Source organism: Burkholderia sp. MR1-5-21 (genome assembly GCF_053427715.1).
Map to the genome: position 1 here is coordinate 69,088 of NZ_JBSAXD010000024.1, position 25,776 is coordinate 94,863.

Below are 25,776 nucleotides of genomic sequence, written 5' to 3' on the forward strand. Positions count from 1 at the left end.
CCGCCTCCTGGTCCGCCCGCCAGCGATTACTGCTGGATCGGCGGCGTGTTCTCGCGCACCTTGCGAGGGCGCCCGCGCGGCAACGGCGACACGCGCCGGTTCGCGGTACGCGCCGCCCATTCGCGGTAGTTGTCGCCGCCGAGCACCCAGCCCTTCAGCGTCGCCTGCTGGAGCTGGTCGGCCTGCCGCTCGTCGAGCGGCGACTCGCACAGCTCCTTGTACGCGCGCTGGCGTTCGAACGGCGTGTTGCCGAGCGCCCAGTAGAGCGGATGGTCGGTGATCAGGCTGTCGACCGTGAGCCCGACGTGATGCCGGTAGCTCGACCAGCGATAGGCGTCCGGCGCCGCAACGAGCTGCGCGCGCACCGGGCTCATCTCGACCACGCGGCTCGCGAGCAGGAAATACCGCTCGCCTTCGATCACGGTCGCGCGATAGCGGCCTTCCCACAGGGTGCCGCGCCGCGAATAGCGCCGGTTGAAATGGGCGACGTAACGACGTCCGACCGCCTGCATCGCTTTCGGCAAGCTGGCCTCGTCGCTCGGCGTCACGAGAAGCTGCACCTGGCGCGGCAGCAGCACGTACGCGTGCACCGCCAGGTGATGATCGCGCGCCGCGGCCTTCAGACAATCGATGAAGAGTTCGTAATCCTGGTCGTCGACGAACGCGGGTTGCTGATCCAGGCCGCGCAGTATCACGTGCTGCGGCTGGTCGGGAACGTAGAGTCGTGCTAACCGTGCCATGCTGAATGTCCGTTTGATCGCGTTAGGAAATACCCGAAGGTCCGATTGCGCGCACTTGCGTAGAATCCTCGCCCGCGGCGCGCTGAAGCGTACGGTCGTGCGAAAACCTAGGGAGAAAACTCTAACTTACGAGCTTGTTTGGTTTTAAACGCAGTCGTCATAATGAGCACGCCTTAGATCGGAGGAGACACAATGAAACGAAAACTGGCCATTACGGGGGCCGCTGCGCTCGCGTTCACGTTTGCGGGCGGTGCGGCACACGCGCAATCGGCAGGCAGCATTTACGTCAGCACCGGGTGGTTCCACTTTGCTCCGCAGGACAGCAGCGACCCGCTGTTCCTCTACGGAGTCGGCGGCACGCCCATCAACCAGTCCATTCCCAATACCGGCGCCGGCATCAGCGACGCCGACACGCTTGGCCTCGCGGCCGGCTACTTCATCACCGACCACATCTCCACCGAGTTTGTCGTCGGGATCCCGCCGAAGTTCGACATCAACGGCAAGGGTCAGTTCGAAAGCTTCGGCAAGCTCGGCACCGCATACCAGTGGAGCCCGGCGCTGTTGCTGCGCTACCACTTCAACGCAGCCAACGCCAAGTTCCGGCCGTACGTCGGCGTCGGCGCGACCTACGTCTGGTTCACCGGCGCGAAGCTCACGAACGGCGCGTTCGAGAACGGTGTGCTCGGCGGCCCGACCAGCGCGACGACCAGCAACCAGTGGGCGCCCGTCTTCAACGCCGGCTTCACGTACAACTTCACCGACCACTGGTTCGCCGGCCTGTCGATCTCGTACGTCCCGGTCAGCGTCACCGCGACGTTCACGACGGCCCGCCGGACCCCGGTCGGCACGCTGACCGAAACGTCGAAGGCCAAGATCAACCTCAACCCGATCGTCACGTACCTGAACGTCGGCTACCGCTTCTAAGCGTAGTCGAATATTTGGGGAATGGTTAATCCCGCTGCAATTTGTAGCGGAATTTTCCTCGCGTAACGCGCCACGATGCAAAACGCCCCGGACGGAAACCCGCCGGGGCGTCGATTTTTACGCGTCAGGCCCGCTTCAGGGCCTGTTTCCGCCAATCGCGGGCGCTAGCCGATTGCATCCAGCGCATGCGGCCCGATCAGGTCGATGCGGTCCGTGCAGATCGCGTCGACACCCCACCGCACGAGTTGCCGGGCCCGCGCGAGGTCGTTGACGGTATAGACGAGGATCCGCAGGCCGGCCGCCTTGACCGCATGCACCAGCGGCTCGTCGAGCGATCGATGGTCCGCGTGCAGCGACACGCAGTCGAGCGCGTCGACCACCTGCGCGCGCCAGTCGTCCGGCACGGTTTCGTACAGCATCCCGCGCGGCAGCTCGGGCGCGGCCTCGCGCGCGTGCTGCAGTGCATCGAACGAAAACGACGACAGCAGCGGCGGCACCGCGGCGTCGCGCCAGTGGACTGCCGCGTCCGCGGCCACGCGCCGTCCCGTCTCGCGCTCGCGCCCGGGGCACGGCTTGATCTCGATGTTCACCGCGAGCCCGTGCGCGATGCAGCGTGCCGCCGCCGCTTCGAGCGTCGGCATCCGCTCGCCTGCGAAGCGCGCATCGAACCAGCTGCCCGCGTCGAGCGCCGCGAGTTCCGCATAGCGCATCCGCGCCGCCGGCCCGTGGCCGTTCGAGGTCCGGTCGACCGTGTCGTCGTGCAGCAGGAACGTCACGTCGTCCACCGACAGCTTCGCGTCGAACTCGACAATCCGGTGGCCGCGCCGTGCGCCTTCGTCGAGCGCAGCGAGGGTATTCTCCGGCGCGAGCGTGCCGCCGCCGCGATGGGCGACGACGCGCGGATACGGCCAGGCAGCGTGGGAAGTCATCGGGACACCTGTCGATTGGGTTAGGGCCTGTTCCCGCTAATAACGGGCTCGCGAACGTGCCTAGCCGGCGCGCTTGCCGGTCTCGGGATCGAAGAAATGCAGCCGGTGTGCGGGCAGCGCAACGCCGAGCGCCGTGCCGCGCGCCGGGCGGTCCGCGTGCGGCAGGCGCACCGCGACGTCGTGCGCGCCCCAGCGGCCGTGCGCGAGATTGTCCGCGCCGAGCAGCTCGCACGAATCGACCGGCAGCGTGACGTGCGGCACGCCCGGCTGCGGCGTCATGTGCTCCGGGCGCACGCCGAGCACCCAGTCGCGCCCCGGCGCGATCTCCGTGCCGATTCCGGGCACGCCGGCGACCGGGAGCGCGGGGCCGCCGCCCGCGACCGTGAACGTCGCGCCATCGTCCGACAGCCGCCCTTGCACCAGGTTCATCGCCGGCGAGCCGATGAAGCCCGCGACGAACATGGTCGCCGGTTTCTCGTACACGTCGACCGGCGCGCCGATCTGCTCCGCGTAGCCGCGGTTCATCACGATCACGCGCTGCGCGAGCGTCATCGCCTCGATCTGGTCGTGCGTCACGTAGACGCTCGTCGTCGCGAGCCGCGCATGCAATCGCTGGATCTCGAGCCGCATCTGCACGCGCAGCTTCGCGTCGAGGTTCGACAGCGGTTCGTCGAACAGGAAGACCGACGGCTCGCGCACGATCGCGCGCCCCATCGCGACCCGCTGCCGCTGCCCGCCCGACAGCTCGCGCGGGCGCCGCGCGAGCAGCGGCTCGAGCTCGAGGATCTTCGCGGCGGCGGCGACGCGCGCGTCGATCGTCGCACGCTCGATGCCGCGGATCTTCAGCCCGTAGCCCATGTTCTGCGCGACCGTCATGTGCGGGTACAGCGCATAGTTCTGGAACACCATCGCGATATCGCGATCCTTCGGCTCGAGCGTATTGACCACCCGCTCGCCGATCGCGATCTCGCCGTCCGTCACACTCTCGAGCCCCGCGATCATCCGCAGCAGCGTCGACTTGCCGCAGCCGGACGGCCCGACCAGCACGATGAATTCGCCGTCGGCGATTTCGACGTCGATTCCGTGCAACACGTTCTGCTTGCCGTCATAGGATTTCCTGACGGCCTTCAAGCTCAGCGCAGCCATTCGTCGTAACTCTCCGGTTTGCTGTCCGTCATTTCTCTGAATCGACGAGGCCGCGCACGAACCAGCGCTGCATCGCCAGCACGACGACGAGCGGCGGAATCATCGCCAGCAGCGTCGCCGCCATTACGTAATGCCATTCGGTTGCCGTGTCGCCGCTCGCGATCATCGTCTTGATGCCGACGACGGCCGTCGACAGCGACGCCTCCGTCGTGATCAGGATCGGCCACAGATACTGGTTCCAGCCGTAGATGAACGTGATCACGAACAGCGCGGCGATGCTCGTCTTCGACAGCGGCAGGACCACGTCCCAGAAGAAGCGCAGCGGGCCCGCACCGTCGATGCGCGCCGCGTCCATCAGTTCGTCGGGCAGCGTCATGAAGAACTGGCGGAACAGGAACGTCGCCGTTGCCGACGCGATCAGCGGCAACGTGAGCCCCGCGTACGCGTTCGTCATGTGCAGCGTCGACACGACCTGCACGGTCGGGAAAATCCGCACCTCGACCGGCAGCATCAGCGTGGCGAAGATCAGCCAGAACGCCGTGTTGCGGAACGGAAAGCGGAAATAGACGATCGCGTACGCAGACAGGATCGACACAGCGATCTTGCCAACCGCGATGCCGAGCGCCATTGCGAAGCTGTTGACGAGCAGCAGGCCGAACGGCGCGGCCGTCGCGCCGCTGCCGTGCCGCCAGATGTACGCGATGTTCTCGAACAGATGCGTGCTCGGCACCAGCGACAGCGGCACCGTGAATACTTCCGCCGAATTCATCGTCGCCGCGCAGAACGCGACGTAGACGGGAAACACGATCAGCACGACGCCCGCGATCAGCACCGCATGGCAAAACAGGTCGAAGCCCTTGCGATTTTCGATCATGAGTATTGCACCCTGCGTTCGACGAAGCGGAACTGGATCACCGTGAGCCCGACGACGATCAGCATCAGCACGACCGACTGCGCGCCCGAGCTGCCGATGTCGAGGCCCTGGAAGCCTTCCGTGAAAATCTTGTAGATCAGCGTCTTGGTGCTCTGCGCGGGCCCGCCGGCCGTTGCGGCGTCGATCACCGGGAACGTGTCGAAGAACGCGTACACGAGGTTCACGACCAGCAGGAAGAAGCTTGTCGGCGACAGCAGCGGCAGCACGACGTGGAAGAAGCGTCGCACGGGGCCCGCGCCGTCGATCGCGGCCGCCTCGATCAGCGAACGCGGGATCGCCTGCAGCCCCGCGTAGAAGAACAGGAAGTTGTAGCTCACCTGCTTCCACACCGACGCGAGCACGACCAGGAACATCGCCTGCCCGCCGTTCAGCGCGTGGTTCCAGACGATTCCGTATTTCGCGAGCGCATAGGTGACGAGGCCGATGCTCGGGTTGAACAGGAACGCCCACAGCACCGCGGCGATCGTCGGCGCGACCGCGTACGGCCAGATCAGCAGCGTGCGGTATGCGCGCGCGCCGCGCACCACGCGGTCCGCACACGCGGCGAGCAGCAACGACACGGCGAGCCCGCTCACCGTCACGAGCGTGCTGAATACGAGCGTCGTGCGGAACGAGTCGAGATACAGCGGATCGGCGAACAGATGCGAGAAGTTCGCGAAGCCGACGAACTCGCTCGACGTGCCGAACGCATCCTGCATCTGCGTCGATTGCCACAGCGCGACGCCGGCAGGCCACAGGAAGAACACGCCGGTGATCGCGAGCTGCGGCGCGATCAGCAGGTACGGCAACAGGCTCGTGCCGAAACGGGAACGGGATTGCATCGCGGGAATCCGGACAGGCGAAACGGGAAGGCCGCGCCGCCGGCCGTCGCGCGCGCTTGCGCGACGCGGCGGCGGCTCGGCGCGGATCGTGCTCAGCTGCCGGTCTTCTCGAAGCGGCGCAGCAGTTCGTCGCCGCGGGTGACCGCGGAATCGAGCCCTTCCTTCGGCGACTTCTTCTGCGCCCAGACCTGCTCGAGCTCCTCGTCGACGACCGTGCGGATCTGCGGCATGTTGCCGAGCCGCAGCCCCTTCGTGTACGGCAGCGGCGACTTGTTCATCATCTGCTTGATCGCGGTTTCCGCGCTCGGGTTCTTCGCGTAGAAGCCCTGCTGGCGGGTCAGGTCGTACGCGGCGGTCGTGACCGGCAGATAGCCCGTGTCCTGGTGCCACTTCGCGGCGACGGCCGGCGAGCTCAGGTACGCGAGGAATTTCGCGACACCCTTGTAGGTCGCCGGATCCTTGCCGGACAGCACCCACAGGCTCGCGCCGCCGATGATCGCGTTCTGCGGCGCGCCCTTCACGTTCGCGTCGTACGGCATCATCCCGGTACCGAAATCGAATTTCGCGTACTTGTGCATGTTGGCGAGCGCCCCCGACGACGTCGTGACGATCCCGCAATCGCCACTGTTGAACTTCGCCGACGCTTCGTCCTTGCGGCCCGCATACGTGAACGTGCCGTCCTTCGCCATCTGCTGCAGGAACTGGATGTGCGCGACCTGCTGCGGCTTGTTGAACTCGAGCACCGCGTCCGAGCCGTCGAAGCCGTTGTTGCGGCTCGCGAACGGCAGCGCATTCCACGCGCTGTAGTTCTCGAGCTGGACCCAGCCCTGCCAGCCGGTCGTGAAGCCGCATGCCATGCCCGACTTGCGCAGCTTCTCCGCATCGGCCTTCACGTCATCCCACGTCTTCGGCGGCTGGTTCGGATCGAGCCCGGCCTTCTTGAACGCGTCCTTGTTGTAGTACAGCACCGGCGTCGAGCTGTTGAACGGCATCGACACGAGGTGGCCCGTCTTCGCGTCGCTGTAGTAGCTCGCGATGGTCGGCACGAACGCTTTCTCGTCGAGCGGCATGCCTGCCTGCTTGAACACGTCGTAGACAGGCACCACGGCCTTCTTCGCCTGCATCATCGTCGCGGTGCCGACTTCGTACACCTGGAGGATCGCCGGCGCGTTGCCGCTGCGGTACGCGGCGATGCCGGCCGCGAGCGCCTGGTCATACGTGCCCTTGAAGACCGGCACGATCTTGTAGTCGCTTTGCGACGCGTTGAACTGCGCTGCGATCTCGTTGACCCGATCGCCGAGCGCGGCTTCCATCGCATGCCAGAACTGGATCTCCGTCACCGCGAATGCCGCGTGCTGCACACCGAACATCAGCGCGCCGCCGAGCGCGATCGAACGGACCATGGTCCCCGCAGGCTTCTTCTTCATCGACCTCTCCTATGAAAACGTTACCAACAGCAGGTACAGCTTCCCTATCGCCATTGAACCGGCGAAGTCTAGTGGTCGTTTATGACAGTCAGTTGTCGCTGATGACGAACAGGCGCTGGTATTCCTTCAGCGCGAAGCGATCGGTCATGCCGGCAATGTAATGGGCGACGAGGCGCGGCTGCTTGTCCGCTTCGTCGGACTGGTATGGCGGCGGCAGCAGGCGCGGATCGTCGAGGAACGCGTCGAACAGGCCCGTGACGACGCGCTGCGCCTTGTTCGCCATCCGCATCACCTTGTAATGGCGGTACAGGTTCTTGAACAGGAAACGCTTGAGGGACGCCGCCTCCGCTGCGACGGCTTCGCTGTGCGACACGAGCGGCGGCGCCGCACGCACGTCGTCGAGCGACGCCGGCGCGACGCGCGCGAGGTTGCGCCGCGTCTCGTCGATCAGGTCGACGATCAGCGTGTTGATGATGCGGCGCACCGTCTCGTGCACGAGACGGCGGCCTTCGAGTTGCGGGAATTCGGCGAGCGCTTGCTCGTAATGACGCTGCCACAGCCCGATCCCGGCGAGCTGCTCGATCGTGATCAGCCCGGAGCGCAGGCCGTCGTCGACGTCGTGGTTGTTGTACGCGATCTCGTCGGCGATGTTCGCGAGCTGCGCCTCGAGCGACGGCTGGCGCCCCTGCAGGAAGCGTTCGCCGAGCGCGCCGAGCTTGCGCGCGTTGTCGCGCGAACAATGCTTGAGGATGCCTTCGCGCGTTTCGAAGCAAAGATTCAGGCCGTTGAACGCCCCGTAGTGCTCTTCGAGCTCGTCGACGACGGCGAGGCTCTGCAGGTTGTGCTCGAAGCCGCCGTGCTCGCGCATGCATGCGTTGAGCGCGTCCTGCCCCGCATGGCCGAACGGCGTGTGCCCGAGGTCGTGCGCGAGCGAGATCGCCTCGACGAGATCCTCGTTCAGCCGCAGGTTGCGTGCGACCGAGCGCGCGATCTGCGCGACTTCGAGGCTGTGCGTGAGGCGCGTGCGGAACAGGTCGCCTTCGTGATTGACGAAGACCTGGGTCTTGTATTCGAGCCGGCGGAACGCGGTCGAGTGGACAATGCGGTCGCGGTCGCGCTGGAATTCGGTGCGGGCCGCGGGCGGCGGCTCCGGATGGCGCCGGCCGCGCGACTGCGACCCGTGCGCGGCATACGGGGCGAGATGGGCTTCCAGCGCCGCCAGCGTCGGCGGCTCGGCCACCGGCGCGGCAGCGCTGCGGGGCTGGCGTGGCAACTTGCTGCTGGATGTCTCGCTCACCGTCTCCTCCACGTCAAGGGCACCGGGCAGCCGGGCCGGGATTATTGCGTCGTTGCCGCCAGTGTAGCGAACACCGCTTCGTCGGGCGCCGGCGTGATCAGCGTATCGCCGAAGCGCTTCAGCAGGATGAACTTGATCGCGCCGGCTTCAGCCTTCTTGTCGACGCGCATCAGGTCCATGTAGCGCGCGTCGCCGAGCGCGGGCGCACGGGTCGGCAGGTGCGCGGCGGTGATCACCGCGTCGAGCCGCCGCCGCGACGCGTCGTCGAGCAGGCCGAGCCGCACCGACAGGTCGCCCGCCATCACCATCCCGCAGCCGACCGCCTCGCCGTGCAGCCATTCGCCATAGCCGAGCCCGGCCTCGATCGCATGGCCGAACGTGTGGCCGAAATTCAGGATCGCGCGCAGGCCGCCTTCGCGCTCGTCGGCCGCGACCACGCTCGCCTTGATCTCGCACGAGCGCTTGACCGCCTCGGCGAGCGCGTCCGGCTCGCGGCGGTTCAGCGCACCGACGTTCGCTTCGATCCAGTCGAAGAACGCGGCGTCGGCGATCGCGCCGGTCTTGATGATCTCGGCGATACCCGCCGCCAGTTCGCGGTCGGGCAGCGTCTTCAGCGCGCCGATGTCCGCGATCACGGCCTGCGGCTGGTAGAACGCGCCGATCATGTTCTTGCCCAGCGGGTGGTTGATGCCCGTCTTGCCGCCGACCGACGAATCGACCTGCGACAGCAGCGTGGTCGGCACCTGGATGAACGGCACGCCGCGCATGTAGCACGCGGCCGCGAACCCCGTCATGTCGCCGATCACGCCGCCGCCGAGCGCAACGAGCGTCGTCTTGCGGTCCGCACGTTCGGTCAGCAGCCCGTCGAAGATCAGGTTCAGCGTTTCCCAGTTCTTGTACGCCTCGCCGTCCGGCAGCACGACCGTCGACACGCGCTTGCCGAGCGGCGCGAGCGCTGCGCGCAACGCATCGCCATAGAGCGGATCGACCGTCGTGTTCGTGACGATCGTGACGGACGAGCCCTTGATGTGGGGAGCGAACAGTTCGGAGCGGCCAATCAGGCCGGCGCCAATATGAATCGGATAGGCGCGGTCGCCCAGATCGACGTTGACAGTAATCATGCTTGTAGTGGCTTGGCGACGACTCCCGCCAGTTCGAGTTGCATCAGCACCATGTTGACGAGCCCGTTGACCGACGGGCGGCCCGTTTCGATGACGAAATCCGCGCATTCGCGGTACAGCGGGTCGCGCACTTCGTACAGCGCCTCGAGGCGCCCCTTCGGATCCTCGGTCTGCAACAGCGGCCGGTTCTTGTCCTTGCGCGTGCGCAGCCACAGATCGTGCGGATTCGCGCGCAGATAGACGACGATGCCGTGCGCTTTCAGGCAGTCGCGATTTTCGGGTCGCAACACTGCGCCGCCGCCCGTCGCGAGCACGATGTTCTCGCGCTGCGTGAGCTCGGCGATCACCTGCGTTTCGCGGTCGCGAAACCCGGCCTCGCCTTCCATCTCGAAGATCACCGGGATGCGGGCGCCCGTGCGTGCCTCGATCTCGTGGTCGGAGTCGAAGAACGTCCTGTCGAGCCGGCGCGCGACCGCACGGCCTACGGTGGTCTTACCCGCACCCATAAGGCCGACGAAAAATACGTTTGCGTGTGAGTCCCGCGCTTGCAACGGCTTCCTCTGCTTCAATCTTGCTGGTGTGTGGCGCAGCTTACTGGCAAAGCGGCTGCCTTGTCGAGCCTGGGCCGGCGGCGTCCGGGGCCGGATCACCAGGGTTCGGCGCGTCGGCGCCGGCCGCATCGCACCGCCTGCCGACCACGGTCGGGGTGATGAAGACGACCAGCTCGCTGCGCTGTTCACGCTGCGCCCGGTGCCGGAACAGCGCGCCCAGTACCGGTATTTTGCCCAAGAGCGGCACGCGCGTCACATCGTCCCGGTCCAGCCGCTCGTAGATCCCGCCGATCGCGACCGTCCCGCCGTCCTCCACCTCGACCCGGGTCTGCACGTGCTTGGTATGGATTGCGGGGCCGGCCGCCGTCGGCTCGCCGACGCTGTCCTTCGTGACGTCGAGATCGAGCACGACGCGCCCGTCCGGCGTGATCTGCGGTTCGACCTCGAGCTTGAGCGTCGCGCGGCGGAACTGTACGCCGCTCACGCCGTTGCCGACCTTCGCCTGGTACGGCAGCTCGGCCCCCTGCTCGACGATCGCCTTCGCGCGATCGGCCGTCACGACGCGCGGGCTCGATACGATCTGTCCCCGTCCCTGCGCCTCGAGCGCGCTCAATTCGACGTCGAGCACACGGCTCAGCGGTGCGGCGAACAGCGTGAAGCCGGCCGTGGCGGCATCGAAGCCGGCGAGCGGCCGGGCGGCCAGGTCGAGCGCGGTGCGATCGGCCGTGGCCGCGCCTTCGCCCGCCGCGGGCCGGCCCTGCGCGCGCAACGCGACGCGCGCGCCGAGGTTGCGCGAGAAGCCCTGCTCGCCTTCGACGATGCGCGCTTCGATCCGGACCTGCCTCGACGGCCGGTCGATCGCGGTGATCAGTGCGGCGATCTGGGCGATACGCGGCGCGAGATCGGTGACGAACAGCAGGTTCATGCGCACGTCGGCCGCCGCCGCGCCGCGCCTGGACAGCAGCCGCTGCCCGGCGGCACCGGTCAGGAGCCGCTGCACGTCCTGCGCACGCGGGTAATGCAACACGAACGTGCGGCTGTCGAGGGGCTCGAGATCGGCGGACCGCGCATGTGCGTCGTAGCGCTCGCGCTCCCGTGCCGCCAGTTCGGTCGCCGGGGTGACCCAGATCACGTTGTCGCGCCGGGACATCGCAAGCCCGTGCGTCTCGAGCAGCATGTCGAACGCATCCCGCCAGCGGACATTGTTCAGACGTAACGACACGGTCCCGCGCACCTGCTCGCCGACGATGATGTTGAGCCCCGTGAAGCGCGCAAACGCGTCGAATGCGGCGGTCAGGCCGACGCCCTGGAGATTCAGCGAGATCCGCCGCGCGTCGTCCCTGTCGCCCGGTTGCCGCGCGGCCGCATCGCTCATGCGCGCGGGTGGCGGCAGCGGGATCGGCGGACCTTCGAGTGCGGGCGCGGGCGCAGTGCGCGGCGCCGGCTCGGGCGGCGGCGGAACCGTCTCCGGCGCCGGCGACGCGATGTCCGCACCGGCGATCGTGCCCTGCGGCAGTGGCACATCCGACGGCATGTCCGGCAGCAGATCGGCGGCACGCGACTCCGCAGCAGGCCACGCGGCGGGCAGCGGCGGCAGCGCACCCGACGCAGCGGCGGCGCTCATGCCGATCCAGACGAGCGCTGCGCGCCATGCGTTCTTCACCATTGCGCGCCTCCCCCGGTCGGCTCGATCAGCGCCATCCTGCGCGGACCATTCGCCGTCGCGAGCGTGACCGCCTCCGCGTCGATCCGTGTCACGCGCATCGTACCGACTGCGTCGCCGGCAACCGCCGCCGTGATCCCGCCCGCGCCGTCGTCGAACAGCGCGAGACCGGCACGGACATCCCGCATCACGCCGGCCAGACGCGACGGCGCGGCACCGCCCGATTCCGGATCGTCTGCGGAAGCGAACGGATCGGCCTCCGTCGGCCCCGGCCCGGCCGGTGCGTCGCGCTGAGCAAGCGCTGCCCCGGGCAATCCGGGAAACAGGTCGAGCGCCAACGCCACGCGCGCCGCCCGTTCGCCGCGCTTGTCGCGCTTGTCGCGTTCGACGTGGATCGCCGACGGCACGACGAGCACGGGCAACGCCGCCAGGCGATCGACCAGCCGCCGCAGCGCCGGAAAACCGCCGTCCGCGACGACGCGCACCGTGCGCCGCGCATCCGGTTTCGCACGCTGCGCCGGCAGCGGCCCCGGTTCGAACGACACGATCCGCAGCCCGCTCGACGCGACGAGTTCGGCCAGCTCGAGCATCAGCGAGGCCTGGCCGGGCACTGCCGGTTCGCTGTCGCCGCCGTCCGGGGCCGCTTGCGCGTCACGCCGCCGGTGCGCGGCGGCGAGCACGCGATCCGCCGCGGCGGCGCGCGCGGTGGCTGCGTCGAGCGATGCACGGCTGCGGGCAAGGCCGCTCCAGTCGGCCGCATCCGCCAGATGAATGCCGCCGGCGAGCACTGCGCCGAACGCGAGGACGCAGCCTGCGGCGTGCAACGCGGCCGGCTGCACACGCGACACGACACCGTTCCAGCGGGTGCCGCCGAATCCCGATCGATGTGCGATCGCCGTCATCGATGCCCCTCCGGCGGCGCCGGATGCGACGGCGCGTCGTGCCAGCGCAATTGCACGGAAAAGCGGTACGGCATCCCTGCCGCGCCCGCGGCGCCCGCCGGTTCGGGCGGGGCCGGCGTCAGCGCATCGACGTCGGCACGCCAATTTTGCGGTTCGTGCGCGAGCCGGGCGAACCACCGCGCCGCCGCGCGGTAGCTGGCCGCCCGTGCGTCCAGTTCCGCGCCGGACGGCATGGCACGCAACGCGTCCAGACGCACTTCGTCGTCGCGCACCCGCGCCAGCAACGCGAGCAATTCGACTGCCTGCCGGTATGGCGCAGCCAGCACTGCCGCCTGCCCGCTGCGTTGCACCGCGGCCTCGGCGCTTCGCGCGGCGCGCACGGCCGCGTCGACCTGCGGCTGCTGCCGCAGCAGCCGCGCATCAACGCGCGCGCGTTCGGCATCGGTGCGCACGCGCAGCCAGGCCGCGCCACCCGTCCACACGCCGACGCCCGCCGCGCCGAGCAGGATCGCGGCGCCGCATTGCGCCGCGCGGCGGCGGCGCATCGCACGCGCGATGCGGTCGCGATACGGCAGCAGGTTGAATCCGCCGAGCGATGCCGGCCCGGCCGCACATGCCGCGGATGCGCCTGTCATGGCGCCCTGCGCACTCATTCCCGGACCCCGCGCAGCGCCAGCCCGAACGCCACCGCGAACGCCGGCCCGCTCGGCGCACCGGATTGCACGTCGGCGACGTCGGCCGCCCAATGCACGCATTCGAACGGCAACGCGATCGCGCCGAGCAGATCGCCGATTTCGGCGACGGAGGTTCCGAACCGGGCGACGCAGCGATCGTCGCCGCCGACGACCACGCAACGGGCCGGCTGCCGCGCAAACGCGCGCAGCGCATCGGGCAGCGCGCCATGCGCACGATCGGGGAACGCGAACTGCAGCACCGCGGCGTCGCGCTCCAGCCACCAGCCGCGCACGCCCGTCTCGCCGAACCAGAGCGCGCAATACGGGTCGTGCGCGTCCAGTTCGTGCGATGCGGCATGGCGCAGCGCCCGCAGCGCCGCCATCGACTCGCCGTCCACCGCCGTCAGGTCGACGCCCGCGAGCGCTGCCGCATCGATCCGCCGCTGCAGCAGGACCTGCGGCGCGGCGGCGATCGCGATCTCGCCCGGCCGCGCGCCGTCCGCCGTCCGCCAGTCGAACGCGAGACTGTCCGGCGCAAGCCCGGAAATGCGCTCCGCCGCCTGCCGCGCCGCGTCGGCAACATCGTCACGGCCGGCGAGATCGAGCGTTGCGGTGCGCATCTCGTCGTCGCGCAGCGCCATCACGCCGCGCGCGTCACATCGCACCCCGCGCGACGACAAGCGTGACACGGCCACCGACAGTGCCCGGCCGACCGCCGCCCAGCGCGCGTCCTCGGGCCCGTCCGCCGGCCCGAGCGGCTCGACCTCGAGCCCCTCGACCCGCACGTTCGCGCCACGCCGGCCCCGGCTCAGCACCGCCACCCTCACCTCGTTGGCGCCGACGTCGATCCCTGTCGCCGTGCACCTGCCCATCGCGAAACGCGCCACCCATCGTCCGGCCATCCGAGCCTCCCGCAATCGTTGCGGCCCATGCCGCAATCCCAGGCTCGCATTCTGCGCAGCGGCACGCGCCGCCGACAGTCGGCCGAACGGCCAACGCCGCGAAACGCGCCCGCCGGCGCGCTATCCTTGAAGGACGGCAACCACGGCCGTACCCGCGCCCCCCGGCGCGGGAACTCCCCCCGCGTCGGGGCCGGTCATACCGGGCAGCTATAATCGCGGGACTGTATTCCGGTATGCCTATGCAATCCACGTCCCCTACGTCCCCGCCCCCTGCCCCGGAGCCGAAGAAACGCCCCTGGTGGCTGAAAGTCCTGCTCGGCTTCGCCGCGGTATGCGTGGCGCTCGTCCTGTGCGGCGGCCTGGTGCTCGGCTACGCGCTCGTGGTCGCGTCGCCCAACATGCCGTCGCTCGACGCGCTGACCGACTATCGTCCGAAGGTTCCGCTGCGCATCTATACGTCCGATCACGTGCTGATCGGCGAATTCGGCGAGGAACGCCGCGACATCGTCCACTTCAAGGACGTGCCCGACTCGCTGAAGAAGGCGATCCTCGCGATCGAGGACGCACGCTTCTACGACCACGGCGGCGTCGACCTCACCGGGATCTTCCGCGCCGGCATCGTCGCGCTGACGAACGGCCATGCGACGCAGGGCGCGAGCACGATCACGATGCAGGTCGCCCGCAACTTCTTCCTGTCGAGCGAGAAGACCTACACGCGCAAGATCTACGAGATGCTGCTCGCGTACCGCATCGAGCGCGCGCTGACGAAGGATCAGATTCTCGAGGTCTACATGAATCAGATCTATCTCGGCCAGCGCGCATACGGTTTCGCGAGTGCCGCGCGGGTCTATTTCGGCAAGGACCTGAAGGACATCACGCTCGCGGAAGCCGCGATGCTCGCGGGCCTGCCGAAGGCGCCGTCCGCGTATAACCCTGTCGTCAATCCGAAGCGCGCGAAGGTGCGCCAGCAGTACATCCTGCAGCGGATGCTCGAGCTGAACTTCATCACGCGCGAGCAGTACGACGAGGCGATCGCACAGCCGCTCGTCGTCAAGGGCGCAGGCCGCGAGTACAGCGTGCACGCCGAGTACGTCGCGGAAATGGTGCGCCAGATGATGTATGCGCAATACCGCGAAGAGACTTATACGCGCGGCTTCAACGTCATCACGACAATCGATTCCGCCGACCAGCAGGTCGCCTACAGCGCGCTGCGCAACGGGATCATGGACTACGAGCGGCGCCACGGCTATCGCGGCCCGGAAGGCTTCATCGAGCTGCCGGCCAACGCAGACGACCGCGAGCAGGCGATCGACGACGCGCTGCTCGAGCACCCGGACAACGGCGAGCTGATCGCGGCGGTCGTGACCGCGGCAAGCCCGCGCCAGATCACGGTCGCGTTCATCGACGGCAGCGAGGCCACGCTCGAAGGCGACAACCTGCGCTTTGCCGCCGGCGCGCTGTCGACCAACGCGCAGCCGAACCGGCGCATTCGCCCGGGCGCAATCGTTCGCGTCGTGAAGAACGACGCCGGCAAATGGGCGATCACGCAGTTGCCGCAGGTCGAGGGCGCGTTCCTGTCGATCGTTCCGCAGGACGGCGCGATCCGCTCGCTCGTCGGCGGCTTCGACTACAACAAGAACAAGTTCAACCACGTCACGCAGGCGTGGCGGCAGCCGGGTTCGTCGTTCAAGCCGTTCATCTACTCGGCGTCGCTCGACAAGGGCTTGGGGCCGGCGACGGTGATCAACGACGGCCCGCTGTACTTCAGCGCCGCGGAAACCGGCGGCCAGCCGTGGGAACCGAAGAACTACGGCGGCGGCTTCGAGGGCCCGATGTCGATGCGCACCGCGCTGCAGCGCTCGCGCAACCTCGTGTCGATCCGGATCCTGAACCACATCGGCACGAAGTACGCGCAGCAATACATCACGCGTTTCGGCTTCGACGCCGACCGCCACCCGGCCTACCTGCCGATGGCGCTCGGCGCAGGTCTCGTCACGCCGCTGCAGATGGCGGGCGCCTATTCGGTGTTCGCGAACGGCGGCTATCGGGTCAATCCGTACCTGATCGCCGAAGTGACCGATCCGAACGGCGCGATCGTGGCCCGTGCGCAGCCGCTCGTCGCCGAGCAGAACGCGCCGCGCGCGATCGATGCGCGCAATGCGTACGTGATGAACAGCCTGCTGCAGAGCGTCGCGCAGCGCGGCACCGGCGCGAAGTCCAACATGCTCAAGCGCACCGACCTCGCGGGCAAGACCGGCACGACGAACGACTCGCACGACGCATGGTTCGCCGGCTACCAGCACACGCTCGCCGCGATCGCGTGGATCGGCTACGACAACCCGCGCAACCTCGGCGATCGCGAAACCGGCGGCGGCCTCGCGCTGCCCGTGTGGATCGACTACATGGGCGCGGCGCTGAAGGGCGTCCCCGAATTCAAGCCGGCGATGCCCGACGGCGTCGAGGCGCTCGGCAGCGAGCTGTATTTCACCGACTTCACGCCGGGACACGGCTTCGTGTCGACGGTTGGCGTGCCGCAAGCGCCGGCGGTGCAGGACGCGACCGAGGAGCCCGTTCCGCACGTCGACGAGCAGGAGAAGCAGGACATCATGAACCTGTTCCGTGGCCACTGACCGCGCTACTGACTGATAGCACGGACATGAAAAAAAGCGGCCCGCGGGCCGCTTTCTCTTTGGTACGACGATTTTGGCAGGACGATTCGCGCCAGTCGACGCCGACGCTCACGCGCTGAACGTGATCGGCATCCCGGCCTGCTGCGTCGCGTAGTCGCTCAGCGCCGAGAAGAATTCGGTGCCGGTCCGCGTATCGAGCCACTTGCCGTCGATGTAGCGGTAATGGAATCCGCCCGCCTTCGCGGCAATCCACACTTCCTTCATCGGCGGCTGCAGGTTGACGATGATCTTCGAGCCGTTCTCGAACGTCAGCGTGAGGACGCTGCCGTTGCGCTCCAGGTCGATGTCGTGATCGCCGTCGTTGGCGGCGTCCACGGTACGCTCGACGGCCGTCAGCACGGCCTCGGCACGGGTCAGGTATTCGGTATCGGACATGCTAAACTCTATCGATTCAATTGTTCAGGGACGATCATGCGAGTCGTTTTCCGGATGAGCGCGATTGTAGCGGCTTTGGCAATTCTTGCAGGCTGCGGTCAACGCGGTCCGCTCTATATGCCCACCGTGCCGCCGCTGCCGCCGAAACCGATCGAGCAGCAGGATACACCGCCGTCGGGCGTCAAGCCGACCGACGAATCCGCGGCCGACAGCATGCCCGATACGTCGGGCACGCCGCTGTCGCTGTCGCCTGAACTGTCGAGCGGCGCTTCGGACGTGCCGGCCCCCGCGCCGGCTTCCGGTCCCGCGAGCACGCAGTAAACGACGCAGCGGGGCACGCACGTTGCCCCCGCAAAAAAGGCGATGACTGCCCGGTCATCGCCTTTTGCCATATCCGGGCATTCTCGCCCCGTCAGGCGCGCACGCGCCGCCAGCCCCACGCAAGCAGCCGCCAGCCGAGCAGCGCCGCGACAATCGCCGCGTACAGTTTCGGCTGCGCGAGATCGTGCTTGCCGGCCTTCATCCACCAGAAATGCAGCACGCCGAGCAGCGCGATCGCATAGATCGCGCGATGCAGCATCGCCCAGTGGCGGCCGAGCCTGCGCACCACCGCACGCGGCGACGTTGCGGCGAGCGGGATCAGCAGCACGAACGCGGTGAAGCCGACGGTGATGAACGGCCGCCTGCCGACGTCCTTCAGGATCGCGACCAGATCGAACCACTTGTCGAACCAGATATAGGTCGTGAAGTGCAGCGTCGCATAGAAGAACGCGAACAGCCCGAGCATCCGCCGAAACCGCAGCAGCACCGCGACGCCCGTCATCCGGCGCAGCGGCGTGACACCGAGCGTGATGCACAGCATCACGAGCGTCCACAGGCCGGTCGAGCGCGTGACGAACTCGATCGGGTTGGCGCCGAGCCGCTCGCTCAGGCCGAACAGCACGAGACGGGCAAGCGGATACAGGCCGGCGGCGAACACCAGTACCTTGGCAGGCGCGACCCAGCTTGGCGCTGCCGCCGTGCGCAGCCTGCCCGGTCGCGGCGCGGCGGCGCGCGCGGGCGTGAGCGTCGAAGGAGACATGTCGTTTCTCACCGGTCGCGTCAGAAGAATTTCTTCAGGTCCATGCCCTGGTACATCGACGCGACGAGGTCCCCGTAGCCGTTGAACATCAGCGTCTTGCGCTTCGGCGTGAAGAAGCCGTCCTCGCCGATACGCCGCTCGGTGGCCTGGCTCCAGCGCGGATGGTCGACATTCGGATTCACGTTCGAATAGAAGCCGTACTCGTTCGGCGCATAGGTGTTCCAGCTGGTCGGCGGCTGCTTGGCGACGAAGCGGATCTTCACGAGCGACTTCGCGCTCTTGAAACCGTACTTCCACGGCACGACGACGCGCACCGGCGCGCCGTTCTGGTTCGGCAGTACCTGCCCGTACACGCCCATCGCCAGCAGCGTCAGCGGATGCATCGCCTCGTCCATCCGCAGGCCTTCCGAATACGGCCAGTCGAGGATCGGCGTCGACAGCCCCGGCATCTGCGACGGGTCGGCGAGCGTGACGAACTGCACGTATTTCGCGTTGCCGGTCGGCTGCACGCGCTTGATCAGCTCGGCGAGCGGCACGCCGATCCACGGAATCACCATCGACCAGCCTTCGACGCAGCGCAGCCGGTACACGCGCTCCTCGAGCGGCGCGAGGCCGAGCAGCTCGTCGAGATCGAACACCTTCGGATGCTGCACCTCGCCTTCGACGCTCACGCGCCACGGACGCGCCCGCAGCGTACCGGCGTTCTGGGCCGGATCGCCCTTGTCGGTGCCGAACTCGTAGAAATTGTTGTAGGACGTGATGTCCTTGAACGGCGTCACCTTGTCGGCGACGACGAACTTCGGGTTGGTTTTCGCGGCCAGTTTCGCCGCCCGCGCATCGGGCGACGCGTACGCGGCGAACGCTGCGCCGCTCGCGCCCAGCATGCCGCCGGCCGCCGCGATGCCGGCCGCCTGCAGCACGCGCCTGCGGTTCTCGAATACCGCGCGCGGCGTGATCTCGCTGCGCGGAATGTCGTCACCGCTCAACGCGCTCCGGAAAGGCCGTCTGATCCACATCGTGCTGCTCCTCCTGCGTGCGCATCATGCACGCGCCATGCGCGTTCGACCCGGCCCATCATGCGCCGTTCGGCACCCGGTTCGCCCGCCCGTTACAAAAGAAAACCGCCGGGCACGCAGTGCACCGGCGGTCTTTGGTCGGACGAGCGTCGGGGATCTTACAGCTTGCCGTAGCTGTGCAGCCCGGACAGGAACATGTTGACGCCGAGGAACGCGAATGTCGTGACGACGAGCCCGGTGAGCGCCCACCATGCAGCGACCGTGCCGCGCAGGCCTTTCATCAGACGCATGTGCAGCCACGCCGCGTAATTCAGCCAGACGATCAGCGCCCAGGTTTCCTTCGGGTCCCAGCTCCAGTAGCCGCCCCACGCCTCGGCCGCCCACAGCGCGCCGAGGATCGTCGCGATCGTGAAGAAGGCGAAACCGACCGCGATCGACTTGTACATCACGTCGTCGAGCACGTCGAGCGCCGGCAGGCGATCGGCGAGCACGCCGCGCTCCTTCATCAGGTACGCGACCGACACCATCGCCGACAGCGCAAAGCTGCCGTAGCCGATGAAGTTCGCGGGCACGTGGATCTTCATCCACCAGCTCTGCAGCGCCGGCACGAGCGGCTGGATCTGCTGCGCGTCGCGGGCGATCGAGTACCACATCAGGAAGCCGACGGCCGCGCTGATGACCAGCAGCACGAACGCGCCGAGTGCGCGCGTGCCGTAATGGCCTTCGTAGTACAGATAGAGCAGCGCAGTGATCAGGCTGAACAGCACGAACACTTCATAGAGGTTCGACACCGGAATGTGGCCGACGTCTGCACCGATCAGGTACGACTCGTACCAGCGCACCATCATCCCCGTGAAGCCCATCAGCACCGCGACCCACGTGAGCTTCTGCCCGATCGCGCCGCCCGTCTCCGAGCGGGTCAGCGTGCCGATCCAGTAGAAAATCGTCGCGAGCACGAACAGCGCGCTCATCCACAGGATCGCCGACTGGCTCGACAGGAAATACTTGAGGAAGAACGCCGAATCCGCGCGCGCGAGGTCGCCCTGGTAGATCTGGATCGACAGCAGCGACAGCACCGCGATCGACGCCATCAGCAGCCGGGCCGGCTTCCAGCGCCAGCCGAGCACGACGAGCGCCGGGACGGTGCCGGTCAGCACCGCCTTGTCGTAGTAATCCATGTGCGCGTTGTAGTGCACGAACGCGTAGCCCGCGCCGAGCACCAGCGCCAGCGCGAACAGCCAGTCGATCGGCGACAGGCGCATCAGGAACGGACGGTCGTCGAACAACGGCGCCGAAACCGGGGCCTGTACCGACGCCTCACGAGAGGGGGAGACTTGAGTGAGATCCATGATGTTACCGGGTGGAATTCTCGGAACCGCCGCCAGCCGGCGGGCGGGAAGCTGTTGCCGAACTGGCCGGGGCGGCCGGGGCGGCATCGCGAGGTGCGGCGCGCAATGCGGCGCCTGCCGCGTCGCGCGTCTGCACGAATTCTTTCTCGAAATCGAAGGTCTTACGGGCCGTGGACATCGCCATCACCACATCGACGCCGGAGGCGGCGTCCTTGAGCCAGAACCAGAGGCGCCGCTCGCGCACGTAGAACATCGCGAAGATGCCGGCGACCAGCAGCAGGCTGCCAAGATACACCAGATTCTTGCCCGGCGCGCGCGTCAACTGAAATACCGAAGCTTGCACCTGCTTATATGAGTCGAGCTGCAGATAGACCGGCGAACCATACAGGAAGCTATCGGACAGCGCGTTGATCGAGCCCTGCACGAACCGGACCGAATCCGCGCCCTGCTGGGCCGGCGGCTCGCCCGCGCGCTCGCGCGCGATCTGCCAGACCTCCCACATCGCGCCCTCGAGCATCCGCAGCAGCAGGCTGGCCGCCTTCTCCTGCTCGGCCTTCGGCACCGAGCGGTCGATGAACGTCGCAACCGCCTGGAAGCCGCCCAGCGGCTGGCCGTCCGCGCCGCGCCCGTCGCTGTCGTCGCTGGCTGCAAACAGGGTCAGCACCTTCGATGCGCTATCCTGCAGACGGCCGCGCAGCGCCGCTTCGCTGCCCGGCAGCGAACGCTGCGCGAAGCGTGCGGCGGCCTCCGCGCGCACGGCCGGATCCTCGAGCGCAGCGCGCATGCGCATCCATTCGCCGATCGAATCCTGGCTGTCCGCCGGGATCCGCATGTAGCGGAACGGATCGTTCGGGCTCGCGCGCACGCCGGCGAGGAACACGCGGTCGCCGCCCATGTCGACCGGCAGCATGTAGTTGTTGAACTCGCGTGCCTGGCCGTCCTTGCCGCGCACCTTGTACTGGACCGACGGGCCGATGTTGTGCAGCTGCATCGGCTTCGACGACTTCGCGCCCGAGCCGAGCCGCTCGTCGAACACTTCCTTCAGCGATTCGGTCTTCGCGACGCCGCGCACGTCCGGCTTGCCGCTCGCGTCGGCCATGTTCTCGACGTTGATCGCGCGGAAGTCGGAGAACTCGATCGTGTCGCCGTCCGGGCCCGGCAGCGGCACCGAGCTGCCGATCGTGCCCTGCAGCGGGAACGTCTTCGCCGCGCCGCCCGTCATCGGGTACGCGGTCATCTGCATCTGCGAGCCGCCGTCCTGGAAGCTCGACTGGTAGATCGACACGCCCTTGTACGTGAACGGCTTGTTGACCTCGACGCGCGCCGGGATCTTCTGCCCGGTCTCGCGATCGATCACGACGATGTCGCTCGCGAACAGCTTCGGCATGCCCGTCGTGTAGTAGTCGACGATGAACTTGTTGAGCTGGATCGAGAACGGCAGGTCCTGGATCAGCGAACCACTCGGCTGGTTCAGGATCGCGGTCGACACGAACTGGCCTTCCGGCACCCATGCATAGCCGCGGAATGTCGGATTCGACGCGGACAGGCGATGGTCGGCCGAGATCTCGCTGATCGTCGCGCTCGTGTTGACGGGGCTCTTGCCGAACATCCACATCTGGAATTTGATCGGCAGGTTGCTGTCGAGCAGGCCGCCGATGCAGATCACGACGATCGCGACGTGTGCGGAGATGTAGCCGAACTTCGTCAGCGCGCCACGCTTCGCGGAGATCAGCGTCGCGCTGTCGGTTTCGCGCACGACGTGCTTGTAGCCGGCCTTCGTGACGAAGGTGGCGAGCGTCGCGGTGGCCGCCGCGCGCGTGCCGCTCGCGGAATATTCGGCCTTGTGATGGAACGCGCGCAGGCTGCCTTCCCGGACCTTGTCCTTCCAGCTCTTCGCGTCCGCGAGCATCTTCGGCGCATTGCGGGTCACGCACAGCGAGACCGACACGACGAGGAAGATCAGGATCAGCATGAACCACCACGCGCTGTACACGTTGTACAGGCCGAGCGAGCGGAAGATGTCCGCCCAGAACGGCCCGAACTGGTTCACGTAGTTCGGATACGGGTCGTCCTGGGTCAGGACGGTCCCGACGATGCTCGCAATCGACAGCACCACCAGCAATGCGATCGCGAAGCGCATCGAGCTCAACAGCTCGACCGCGCGCTTCGGCGCGCCCTGACCCGACTTCGACTGCAACCCCGACGTGCTAACGCTCATTCAAACTCCGACTGACAACAAAAAAGGGCAAGGCGGCCGCAACGACGCGGCGCCCCACCCTTTTCTTGTTCTGACGCCGGCCGCCCTTCGGGCGCCCGGACACTTCGTTCGCGCTGACGCTCAGTGCAGGCCGGCGATGTAATCCGCCACGGCCTTGATCTCGCTGTCCGTCAGACGCAATGCGATCTGATGCATCGCCTCGTTGTTGTTACGGGCGCCAGCCCCCTGCTGGAACGCCGTCAACTGGGCAACCGTGTAATCCGACCATTGGCCCGACAGACGCGGATACTGGACGGGAATCCCCTGCCCCGTCGGCCCGTGGCAGCTCGCGCATGCGGGCACGCCCTTCTCCGCGATGCCGCCGCGGTAGATCTTCTGGCCGATCGGCACGGTCGCCGCGTCGTGCGCGGTGCCGAGCTTCGTCGTCTGCGAACCGTAGTACGCGGCGACATTGCGCATGTCGTCAGCGCTCAGCGCGCTCGCGAAACCCACCATCACGGCATTGGTACGTGCCGGCCCTTTCGCGCCCGGCTGTGCCTTGAAGTCGTTCAGCTGCTTGACCAGATATTCGGGATGCTGGCCGGCGAGCTTCGGAAAGCTCCCCGTCGCGCTGTTGCCGTCGGCGCCGTGACACGATGCGCAAACCTGCCCCGCGATCGCCTTGCCGCGGTCCAGATCCGGCTTTGCCGCATCCGCCGCCTTTGCCTCTGCTACGAAACCTACGAACCCTGCTGCAACCTGAAGCACCATCAGAGACTTGCACAGTCGATTCATTCGCACACCCTGTTTCGTCTTGTGGGAATTTGAGGTTCTGCAATAAACGACGGCGACCAGTCTACCGCAGAAGCGCGCGAGGCGGGCACCCGGGGCCTTCGGTAAAACGGCCGTATTGTACAATATCGCGCTGAAAGCCCCCGCGCCTATCGGGGCTACCCCGCCTCCACCAAGCGGCTCGCGCCGCCCGTCCGTCCCCGGTTCCCATGGCCTTTCTGCTCCATCAAGCCCGCTTCTACACAACCGTCAACCACCTGCGCGACCTGCCGCCGACGGTGCAGCCTGAAGTCGCGTTCGCGGGCCGCTCGAACGCCGGCAAATCGACGGCGATCAACGTGCTGTGCAACCAGAAGCGGCTCGCGTTCGCGTCGAAGACGCCCGGCCGCACGCAGCACATCAACTACTTCTCGGTCGGCCCGGCGGCCGAGCCCGTCGCGAATCTCGTCGACCTGCCCGGCTACGGCTACGCGGAAGTGCCCGGCGCCGCGAAAGCGCACTGGGAAATGCTGCTGTCGAGCTACCTCGCGACCCGCTCGCAGCTGTGCGGCCTGATCCTGATGATGGATTCCCGCCGTCCGCTGACCGATCTCGATCGCCGGATGATCGAGTGGTTCGCGCCGACCGGCAAGCCGATCCACACGTTGCTGACGAAGTGCGACAAATTGACGCGCCAGGAAAGCATCAACGCGCTGCGGACGACGCAGAAGGGGCTCGATGCGTATCGCGACGCGGGCGTCCAGGGCAAGCTGACGGTCCAGCTGTTCTCCGCGCTCAAGCGCACGGGGCTCGACGAGGCTCATGCGCTGATCGAAAGCTGGGTGCGGCCGTCCGTCGCCGACGCAAATGCCGAGCCTGTAGCAAAATGATCGGGCAACGCGCAGCCGGGATCGGCGGCGCGCACCTGGCAGTGCCTGCGATTCGGCCGGCTCATAAAAAAACCCGCCGTTGAACGGCGGGTCAAACAGCCTAATCGAATAACGACAGGCACCCGCTCAGGGAGGAGAAGCGGGGAGCGTCACGCAAGGCGTACCGCTCGATCGCTATCATATACCAACGCTCCAGAAAATAACCTAAGGGTTCCGTAAGGCCCTTATTGCCCTCATTTCTGCCCAACTGCCATGAGCTTCCATCCGCTTCACCGTCCGCGCCGGATGCGCCGTGACGACTTCTCCCGCCGCCTGATGCGCGAAAACCGCCTGACCACCGACGACCTGATCTATCCGGTGTTCGTCGTCGAGGGCACGAACGAGCGGCAACCTGTGCCGTCGATGCCCGGCGTCGAGCGCGTGTCCGTCGACCTGCTGATGCACGTCGCCGAGCAGTGCGTCGAACTGGGCGTGCCCGTGCTGTCGCTGTTCCCGGCGATCGAGCCGTCGCTGAAGACGCCCGACGGCCGCGAGGCGGCCAACCCCGAGGGCCTGATCCCGCGCGCGGTGCGCGAGCTGAAGCAGCGCTTCCCCGAGCTCGGCGTGCTGACCGACGTCGCGCTCGATCCTTACACGAGCCACGGCCAGGACGGCGTCCTCGACGAAAACGGCTACGTCATCAACGACGACACCATCGAGATCCTGATCGAACAGGCGCGCGCGCAGGCCGAGGCCGGCGTCGATATCGTTGCGCCGTCGGACATGATGGACGGCCGCATCGGCGCGATCCGGGAAATGCTCGAAAGCGATGGCCATATCCACACGCGCATCATGGCCTATTCGGCCAAGTACGCGTCGGCGTTCTACGGCCCGTTCCGCGACGCGGTCGGTTCGGCGGCGAATCTGGGCAAGAGCAACAAAATGACCTACCAGATGGATCCGGCGAACAGCGACGAAGCGCTGCGCGAAGTGCGCCTCGACATCGAGGAAGGCGCGGACATGGTGATGGTCAAGCCCGGCATGCCTTACCTCGACATCGTGCGCCGCGTGAAGGACGAGTTCCGCTTCCCGACCTACGTGTACCAGGTCAGCGGCGAATACGCGATGCTGAAGGCCGCGGCGATGAACGGCTGGCTCGATCACGACAAGGTCGTGCTCGAATCGCTGCTCGCGTTCAAGCGCGCCGGCGCCGACGGCGTGCTGACGTATTTCGCGCTCGACGCCGCGCGACTGCTGAAGGCCCAGCGCTGATCCGCAGGCCTGCACGCACAAAGCAAAACGGCGACGCACTTCGGTGCGTCGCCGTTTTTTCTTGCCTGTAGCACCTGCCGCATCGCGTGCGAATCGGGTGCCCGTTCGCGTCGCGGCGGCTGCCC

General features: G+C 67.4%; 24 protein-coding genes. 5 read left to right on the forward strand and 19 right to left on the reverse strand.

Translation table 11 applies throughout. The features are described 5' to 3' along the window. Positions 1-26: 26 nt before the first annotated feature. Positions 27-740 carry a transposase gene (locus ACV229_RS28185; RefSeq protein WP_448086388.1) on the reverse strand — a complete coding sequence of 238 codons (714 nt, stop codon included), beginning with the start codon at positions 738-740 and terminating at the stop codon, positions 27-29. Positions 741-932: 192 nt separating this feature from the next. Here ACV229_RS28185 and ACV229_RS28190 point away from each other — a divergent pair, with 192 nt between their 5' ends. Further along, entirely contained in the window at positions 933-1,664 is a 732-nt protein-coding gene (locus ACV229_RS28190) for an OmpW/AlkL family protein (RefSeq protein WP_448086389.1), read from the forward strand. A gap of 164 nt (positions 1,665-1,828) precedes the next feature. Here the strand turns inward: ACV229_RS28190 and ugpQ are convergent, their stop codons facing one another. From ugpQ to ACV229_RS28250, 12 genes are all read right to left on the reverse strand, one after another. Beyond that, complete coding sequence (gene ugpQ / locus ACV229_RS28195) at positions 1,829-2,593, reverse strand: glycerophosphodiester phosphodiesterase (RefSeq protein ID WP_448086390.1); 765 nt, start codon at positions 2,591-2,593, stop codon at positions 1,829-1,831. Positions 2,594-2,653: 60 nt separating this feature from the next. Beyond that, the gene (locus ACV229_RS28200) at positions 2,654-3,739 is read right to left on the reverse strand and encodes a sn-glycerol-3-phosphate import ATP-binding protein UgpC (protein WP_448086391.1); all 1,086 of its coding nucleotides are present in this window, start codon (positions 3,737-3,739) and stop codon (positions 2,654-2,656) included. 28 nt (positions 3,740-3,767) lie between these two features. Next, positions 3,768-4,613, reverse strand: coding sequence for a sn-glycerol-3-phosphate ABC transporter permease UgpE (ugpE, locus tag ACV229_RS28205; protein WP_448086392.1), 846 nt, complete (start codon positions 4,611-4,613; stop codon positions 3,768-3,770). Beyond that, positions 4,610-5,494, reverse strand: a complete 885-nt coding sequence (gene ugpA, locus ACV229_RS28210; protein WP_448086393.1) for a sn-glycerol-3-phosphate ABC transporter permease UgpA — start codon at positions 5,492-5,494, stop codon at positions 4,610-4,612. Before ugpA ends, ugpE begins: the two co-directional genes overlap by 4 nt. Before the next feature lie 92 nt (positions 5,495-5,586). After that, the gene (gene ugpB / locus ACV229_RS28215) at positions 5,587-6,921 is read right to left on the reverse strand and encodes a sn-glycerol-3-phosphate ABC transporter substrate-binding protein UgpB (RefSeq protein ID WP_448086394.1); all 1,335 of its coding nucleotides are present in this window, start codon (positions 6,919-6,921) and stop codon (positions 5,587-5,589) included. Between the two features lie 88 nt (positions 6,922-7,009). Next, positions 7,010-8,218 (reverse strand): deoxyguanosinetriphosphate triphosphohydrolase, encoded by a 1,209-nt coding sequence (locus ACV229_RS28220; protein ID WP_448086395.1) that lies wholly within the window; start codon positions 8,216-8,218, stop codon positions 7,010-7,012. A 41-nt stretch (positions 8,219-8,259) separates the two neighbouring features. Continuing rightward, positions 8,260-9,339: a 3-dehydroquinate synthase gene (aroB, locus tag ACV229_RS28225; protein ID WP_448086396.1), complete on the reverse strand. Its 1,080-nt coding sequence runs from the start codon at positions 9,337-9,339 to the stop codon at positions 8,260-8,262. Then, positions 9,336-9,890, reverse strand: coding sequence for a shikimate kinase AroK (aroK, locus tag ACV229_RS28230; protein WP_448086427.1), 555 nt, complete (start codon positions 9,888-9,890; stop codon positions 9,336-9,338). The genes aroB and aroK overlap by 4 nt, the downstream gene beginning before the upstream one ends. A 40-nt stretch (positions 9,891-9,930) precedes the next feature. After that, positions 9,931-11,556, reverse strand: a complete 1,626-nt coding sequence (locus tag ACV229_RS28235; protein WP_448086397.1) for a type IV pilus secretin PilQ — start codon at positions 11,554-11,556, stop codon at positions 9,931-9,933. Continuing rightward, positions 11,550-12,455: a pilus assembly protein gene (locus tag ACV229_RS28240; protein WP_448086398.1), complete on the reverse strand. Its 906-nt coding sequence runs from the start codon at positions 12,453-12,455 to the stop codon at positions 11,550-11,552. The genes ACV229_RS28235 and ACV229_RS28240 overlap by 7 nt, the downstream gene beginning before the upstream one ends. Continuing rightward, positions 12,452-13,090: a fimbrial protein gene (locus ACV229_RS28245; RefSeq protein WP_448086399.1), complete on the reverse strand. Its 639-nt coding sequence runs from the start codon at positions 13,088-13,090 to the stop codon at positions 12,452-12,454. The genes ACV229_RS28240 and ACV229_RS28245 overlap by 4 nt, the downstream gene beginning before the upstream one ends. Before the next feature lie 14 nt (positions 13,091-13,104). Next, the gene (locus ACV229_RS28250) at positions 13,105-14,031 is read right to left on the reverse strand and encodes a competence protein ComA (RefSeq protein ID WP_448086400.1); all 927 of its coding nucleotides are present in this window, start codon (positions 14,029-14,031) and stop codon (positions 13,105-13,107) included. 239 nt (positions 14,032-14,270) lie between these two features. On the opposite strand from ACV229_RS28250, the gene ACV229_RS28255 reads away from it, so the two are divergent. Then, a complete protein-coding gene (locus ACV229_RS28255) occupies positions 14,271-16,661 on the forward strand; it encodes a penicillin-binding protein 1A (RefSeq protein WP_448086401.1) in 2,391 nt (796 codons plus the stop codon). Positions 16,662-16,769: 108 nt separating this feature from the next. Here the strand turns inward: ACV229_RS28255 and cyaY are convergent, their stop codons facing one another. Next, on the reverse strand, positions 16,770-17,096 hold the full coding sequence (gene cyaY / locus ACV229_RS28260) for an iron donor protein CyaY (RefSeq protein WP_448086402.1): 327 nt from the start codon (positions 17,094-17,096) through the stop codon (positions 16,770-16,772). Positions 17,097-17,132: 36 nt separating this feature from the next. Between cyaY and lptM the strand changes: the two genes are divergently transcribed. Then, on the forward strand, positions 17,133-17,417 hold the full coding sequence (lptM, locus tag ACV229_RS28265) for an LPS translocon maturation chaperone LptM (protein ID WP_448086403.1): 285 nt from the start codon (positions 17,133-17,135) through the stop codon (positions 17,415-17,417). A 91-nt stretch (positions 17,418-17,508) separates the two neighbouring features. On the opposite strand, the gene msrQ is transcribed toward lptM, so the two are convergent. The 5 genes from msrQ to ACV229_RS28290 all read right to left on the reverse strand — a co-directional run bounded on the left by msrQ (position 17,509) and on the right by ACV229_RS28290 (position 23,534). Then, positions 17,509-18,177, reverse strand: coding sequence for a protein-methionine-sulfoxide reductase heme-binding subunit MsrQ (gene msrQ / locus ACV229_RS28270; protein WP_448086404.1), 669 nt, complete (start codon positions 18,175-18,177; stop codon positions 17,509-17,511). A 20-nt stretch (positions 18,178-18,197) separates the two neighbouring features. Next, positions 18,198-19,193, reverse strand: coding sequence for a protein-methionine-sulfoxide reductase catalytic subunit MsrP (gene msrP, locus ACV229_RS28275; protein ID WP_448086405.1), 996 nt, complete (start codon positions 19,191-19,193; stop codon positions 18,198-18,200). A gap of 158 nt (positions 19,194-19,351) precedes the next feature. Next, the gene (gene ccsB / locus ACV229_RS28280; protein WP_448086406.1) at positions 19,352-20,542 is read right to left on the reverse strand and encodes a c-type cytochrome biogenesis protein CcsB; all 1,191 of its coding nucleotides are present in this window, start codon (positions 20,540-20,542) and stop codon (positions 19,352-19,354) included. Positions 20,543-20,546: 4 nt separating this feature from the next. After that, positions 20,547-22,760, reverse strand: coding sequence for a cytochrome c biogenesis protein ResB (locus tag ACV229_RS28285; protein WP_448086407.1), 2,214 nt, complete (start codon positions 22,758-22,760; stop codon positions 20,547-20,549). A 120-nt stretch (positions 22,761-22,880) separates the two neighbouring features. Further along, positions 22,881-23,534 carry a c-type cytochrome gene (locus tag ACV229_RS28290; RefSeq protein WP_448086428.1) on the reverse strand — a complete coding sequence of 218 codons (654 nt, stop codon included), beginning with the start codon at positions 23,532-23,534 and terminating at the stop codon, positions 22,881-22,883. A gap of 206 nt (positions 23,535-23,740) precedes the next feature. On the opposite strand from ACV229_RS28290, the gene yihA reads away from it, so the two are divergent. Beyond that, a complete protein-coding gene (gene yihA / locus ACV229_RS28295) occupies positions 23,741-24,400 on the forward strand; it encodes a ribosome biogenesis GTP-binding protein YihA/YsxC (protein WP_448086408.1) in 660 nt (219 codons plus the stop codon). A gap of 252 nt (positions 24,401-24,652) precedes the next feature. Continuing rightward, entirely contained in the window at positions 24,653-25,651 is a 999-nt protein-coding gene (hemB, locus tag ACV229_RS28300; RefSeq protein ID WP_448086409.1) for a porphobilinogen synthase, read from the forward strand. Positions 25,652-25,776 lie beyond the last annotated feature (125 nt).

What these genes read in the sequence shown, in the direction of transcription:
- ACV229_RS28185 (WP_448086388.1), bottom strand. Translation starts at nt 740, where the DNA reads ATGGCACGGTTAGCACGACTCTACGTTCCCGACCAGCCGCAGCACGTG.
- ACV229_RS28190 (WP_448086389.1), top strand. Translation starts at nt 933, where the DNA reads ATGAAACGAAAACTGGCCATTACGGGGGCCGCTGCGCTCGCGTTCACG.
- ugpQ (WP_448086390.1), bottom strand. Translation starts at nt 2,593, where the DNA reads ATGACTTCCCACGCTGCCTGGCCGTATCCGCGCGTCGTCGCCCATCGC.
- ACV229_RS28200 (WP_448086391.1), bottom strand. Translation starts at nt 3,739, where the DNA reads ATGGCTGCGCTGAGCTTGAAGGCCGTCAGGAAATCCTATGACGGCAAG.
- ugpE (WP_448086392.1), bottom strand. Translation starts at nt 4,613, where the DNA reads ATGATCGAAAATCGCAAGGGCTTCGACCTGTTTTGCCATGCGGTGCTG.
- ugpA (WP_448086393.1), bottom strand. Translation starts at nt 5,494, where the DNA reads ATGCAATCCCGTTCCCGTTTCGGCACGAGCCTGTTGCCGTACCTGCTG.
- ugpB (WP_448086394.1), bottom strand. Translation starts at nt 6,921, where the DNA reads ATGAAGAAGAAGCCTGCGGGGACCATGGTCCGTTCGATCGCGCTCGGC.
- aroB (WP_448086396.1), bottom strand. Translation starts at nt 9,339, where the DNA reads ATGATTACTGTCAACGTCGATCTGGGCGACCGCGCCTATCCGATTCAT.
- ACV229_RS28235 (WP_448086397.1), bottom strand. Translation starts at nt 11,556, where the DNA reads ATGGTGAAGAACGCATGGCGCGCAGCGCTCGTCTGGATCGGCATGAGC.
- ACV229_RS28240 (WP_448086398.1), bottom strand. Translation starts at nt 12,455, where the DNA reads ATGACGGCGATCGCACATCGATCGGGATTCGGCGGCACCCGCTGGAAC.
- ACV229_RS28245 (WP_448086399.1), bottom strand. Translation starts at nt 13,090, where the DNA reads ATGACAGGCGCATCCGCGGCATGTGCGGCCGGGCCGGCATCGCTCGGC.
- ACV229_RS28250 (WP_448086400.1), bottom strand. Translation starts at nt 14,031, where the DNA reads ATGGCCGGACGATGGGTGGCGCGTTTCGCGATGGGCAGGTGCACGGCG.
- ACV229_RS28255 (WP_448086401.1), top strand. Translation starts at nt 14,271, where the DNA reads ATGCAATCCACGTCCCCTACGTCCCCGCCCCCTGCCCCGGAGCCGAAG.
- cyaY (WP_448086402.1), bottom strand. Translation starts at nt 17,096, where the DNA reads ATGTCCGATACCGAATACCTGACCCGTGCCGAGGCCGTGCTGACGGCC.
- lptM (WP_448086403.1), top strand. Translation starts at nt 17,133, where the DNA reads ATGCGAGTCGTTTTCCGGATGAGCGCGATTGTAGCGGCTTTGGCAATT.
- msrQ (WP_448086404.1), bottom strand. Translation starts at nt 18,177, where the DNA reads ATGTCTCCTTCGACGCTCACGCCCGCGCGCGCCGCCGCGCCGCGACCG.
- msrP (WP_448086405.1), bottom strand. Translation starts at nt 19,193, where the DNA reads ATGTGGATCAGACGGCCTTTCCGGAGCGCGTTGAGCGGTGACGACATT.
- ccsB (WP_448086406.1), bottom strand. Translation starts at nt 20,542, where the DNA reads ATGGATCTCACTCAAGTCTCCCCCTCTCGTGAGGCGTCGGTACAGGCC.
- ACV229_RS28285 (WP_448086407.1), bottom strand. Translation starts at nt 22,760, where the DNA reads ATGAGCGTTAGCACGTCGGGGTTGCAGTCGAAGTCGGGTCAGGGCGCG.
- ACV229_RS28290 (WP_448086428.1), bottom strand. Translation starts at nt 23,534, where the DNA reads ATGAATCGACTGTGCAAGTCTCTGATGGTGCTTCAGGTTGCAGCAGGG.
- yihA (WP_448086408.1), top strand. Translation starts at nt 23,741, where the DNA reads ATGGCCTTTCTGCTCCATCAAGCCCGCTTCTACACAACCGTCAACCAC.
- hemB (WP_448086409.1), top strand. Translation starts at nt 24,653, where the DNA reads ATGAGCTTCCATCCGCTTCACCGTCCGCGCCGGATGCGCCGTGACGAC.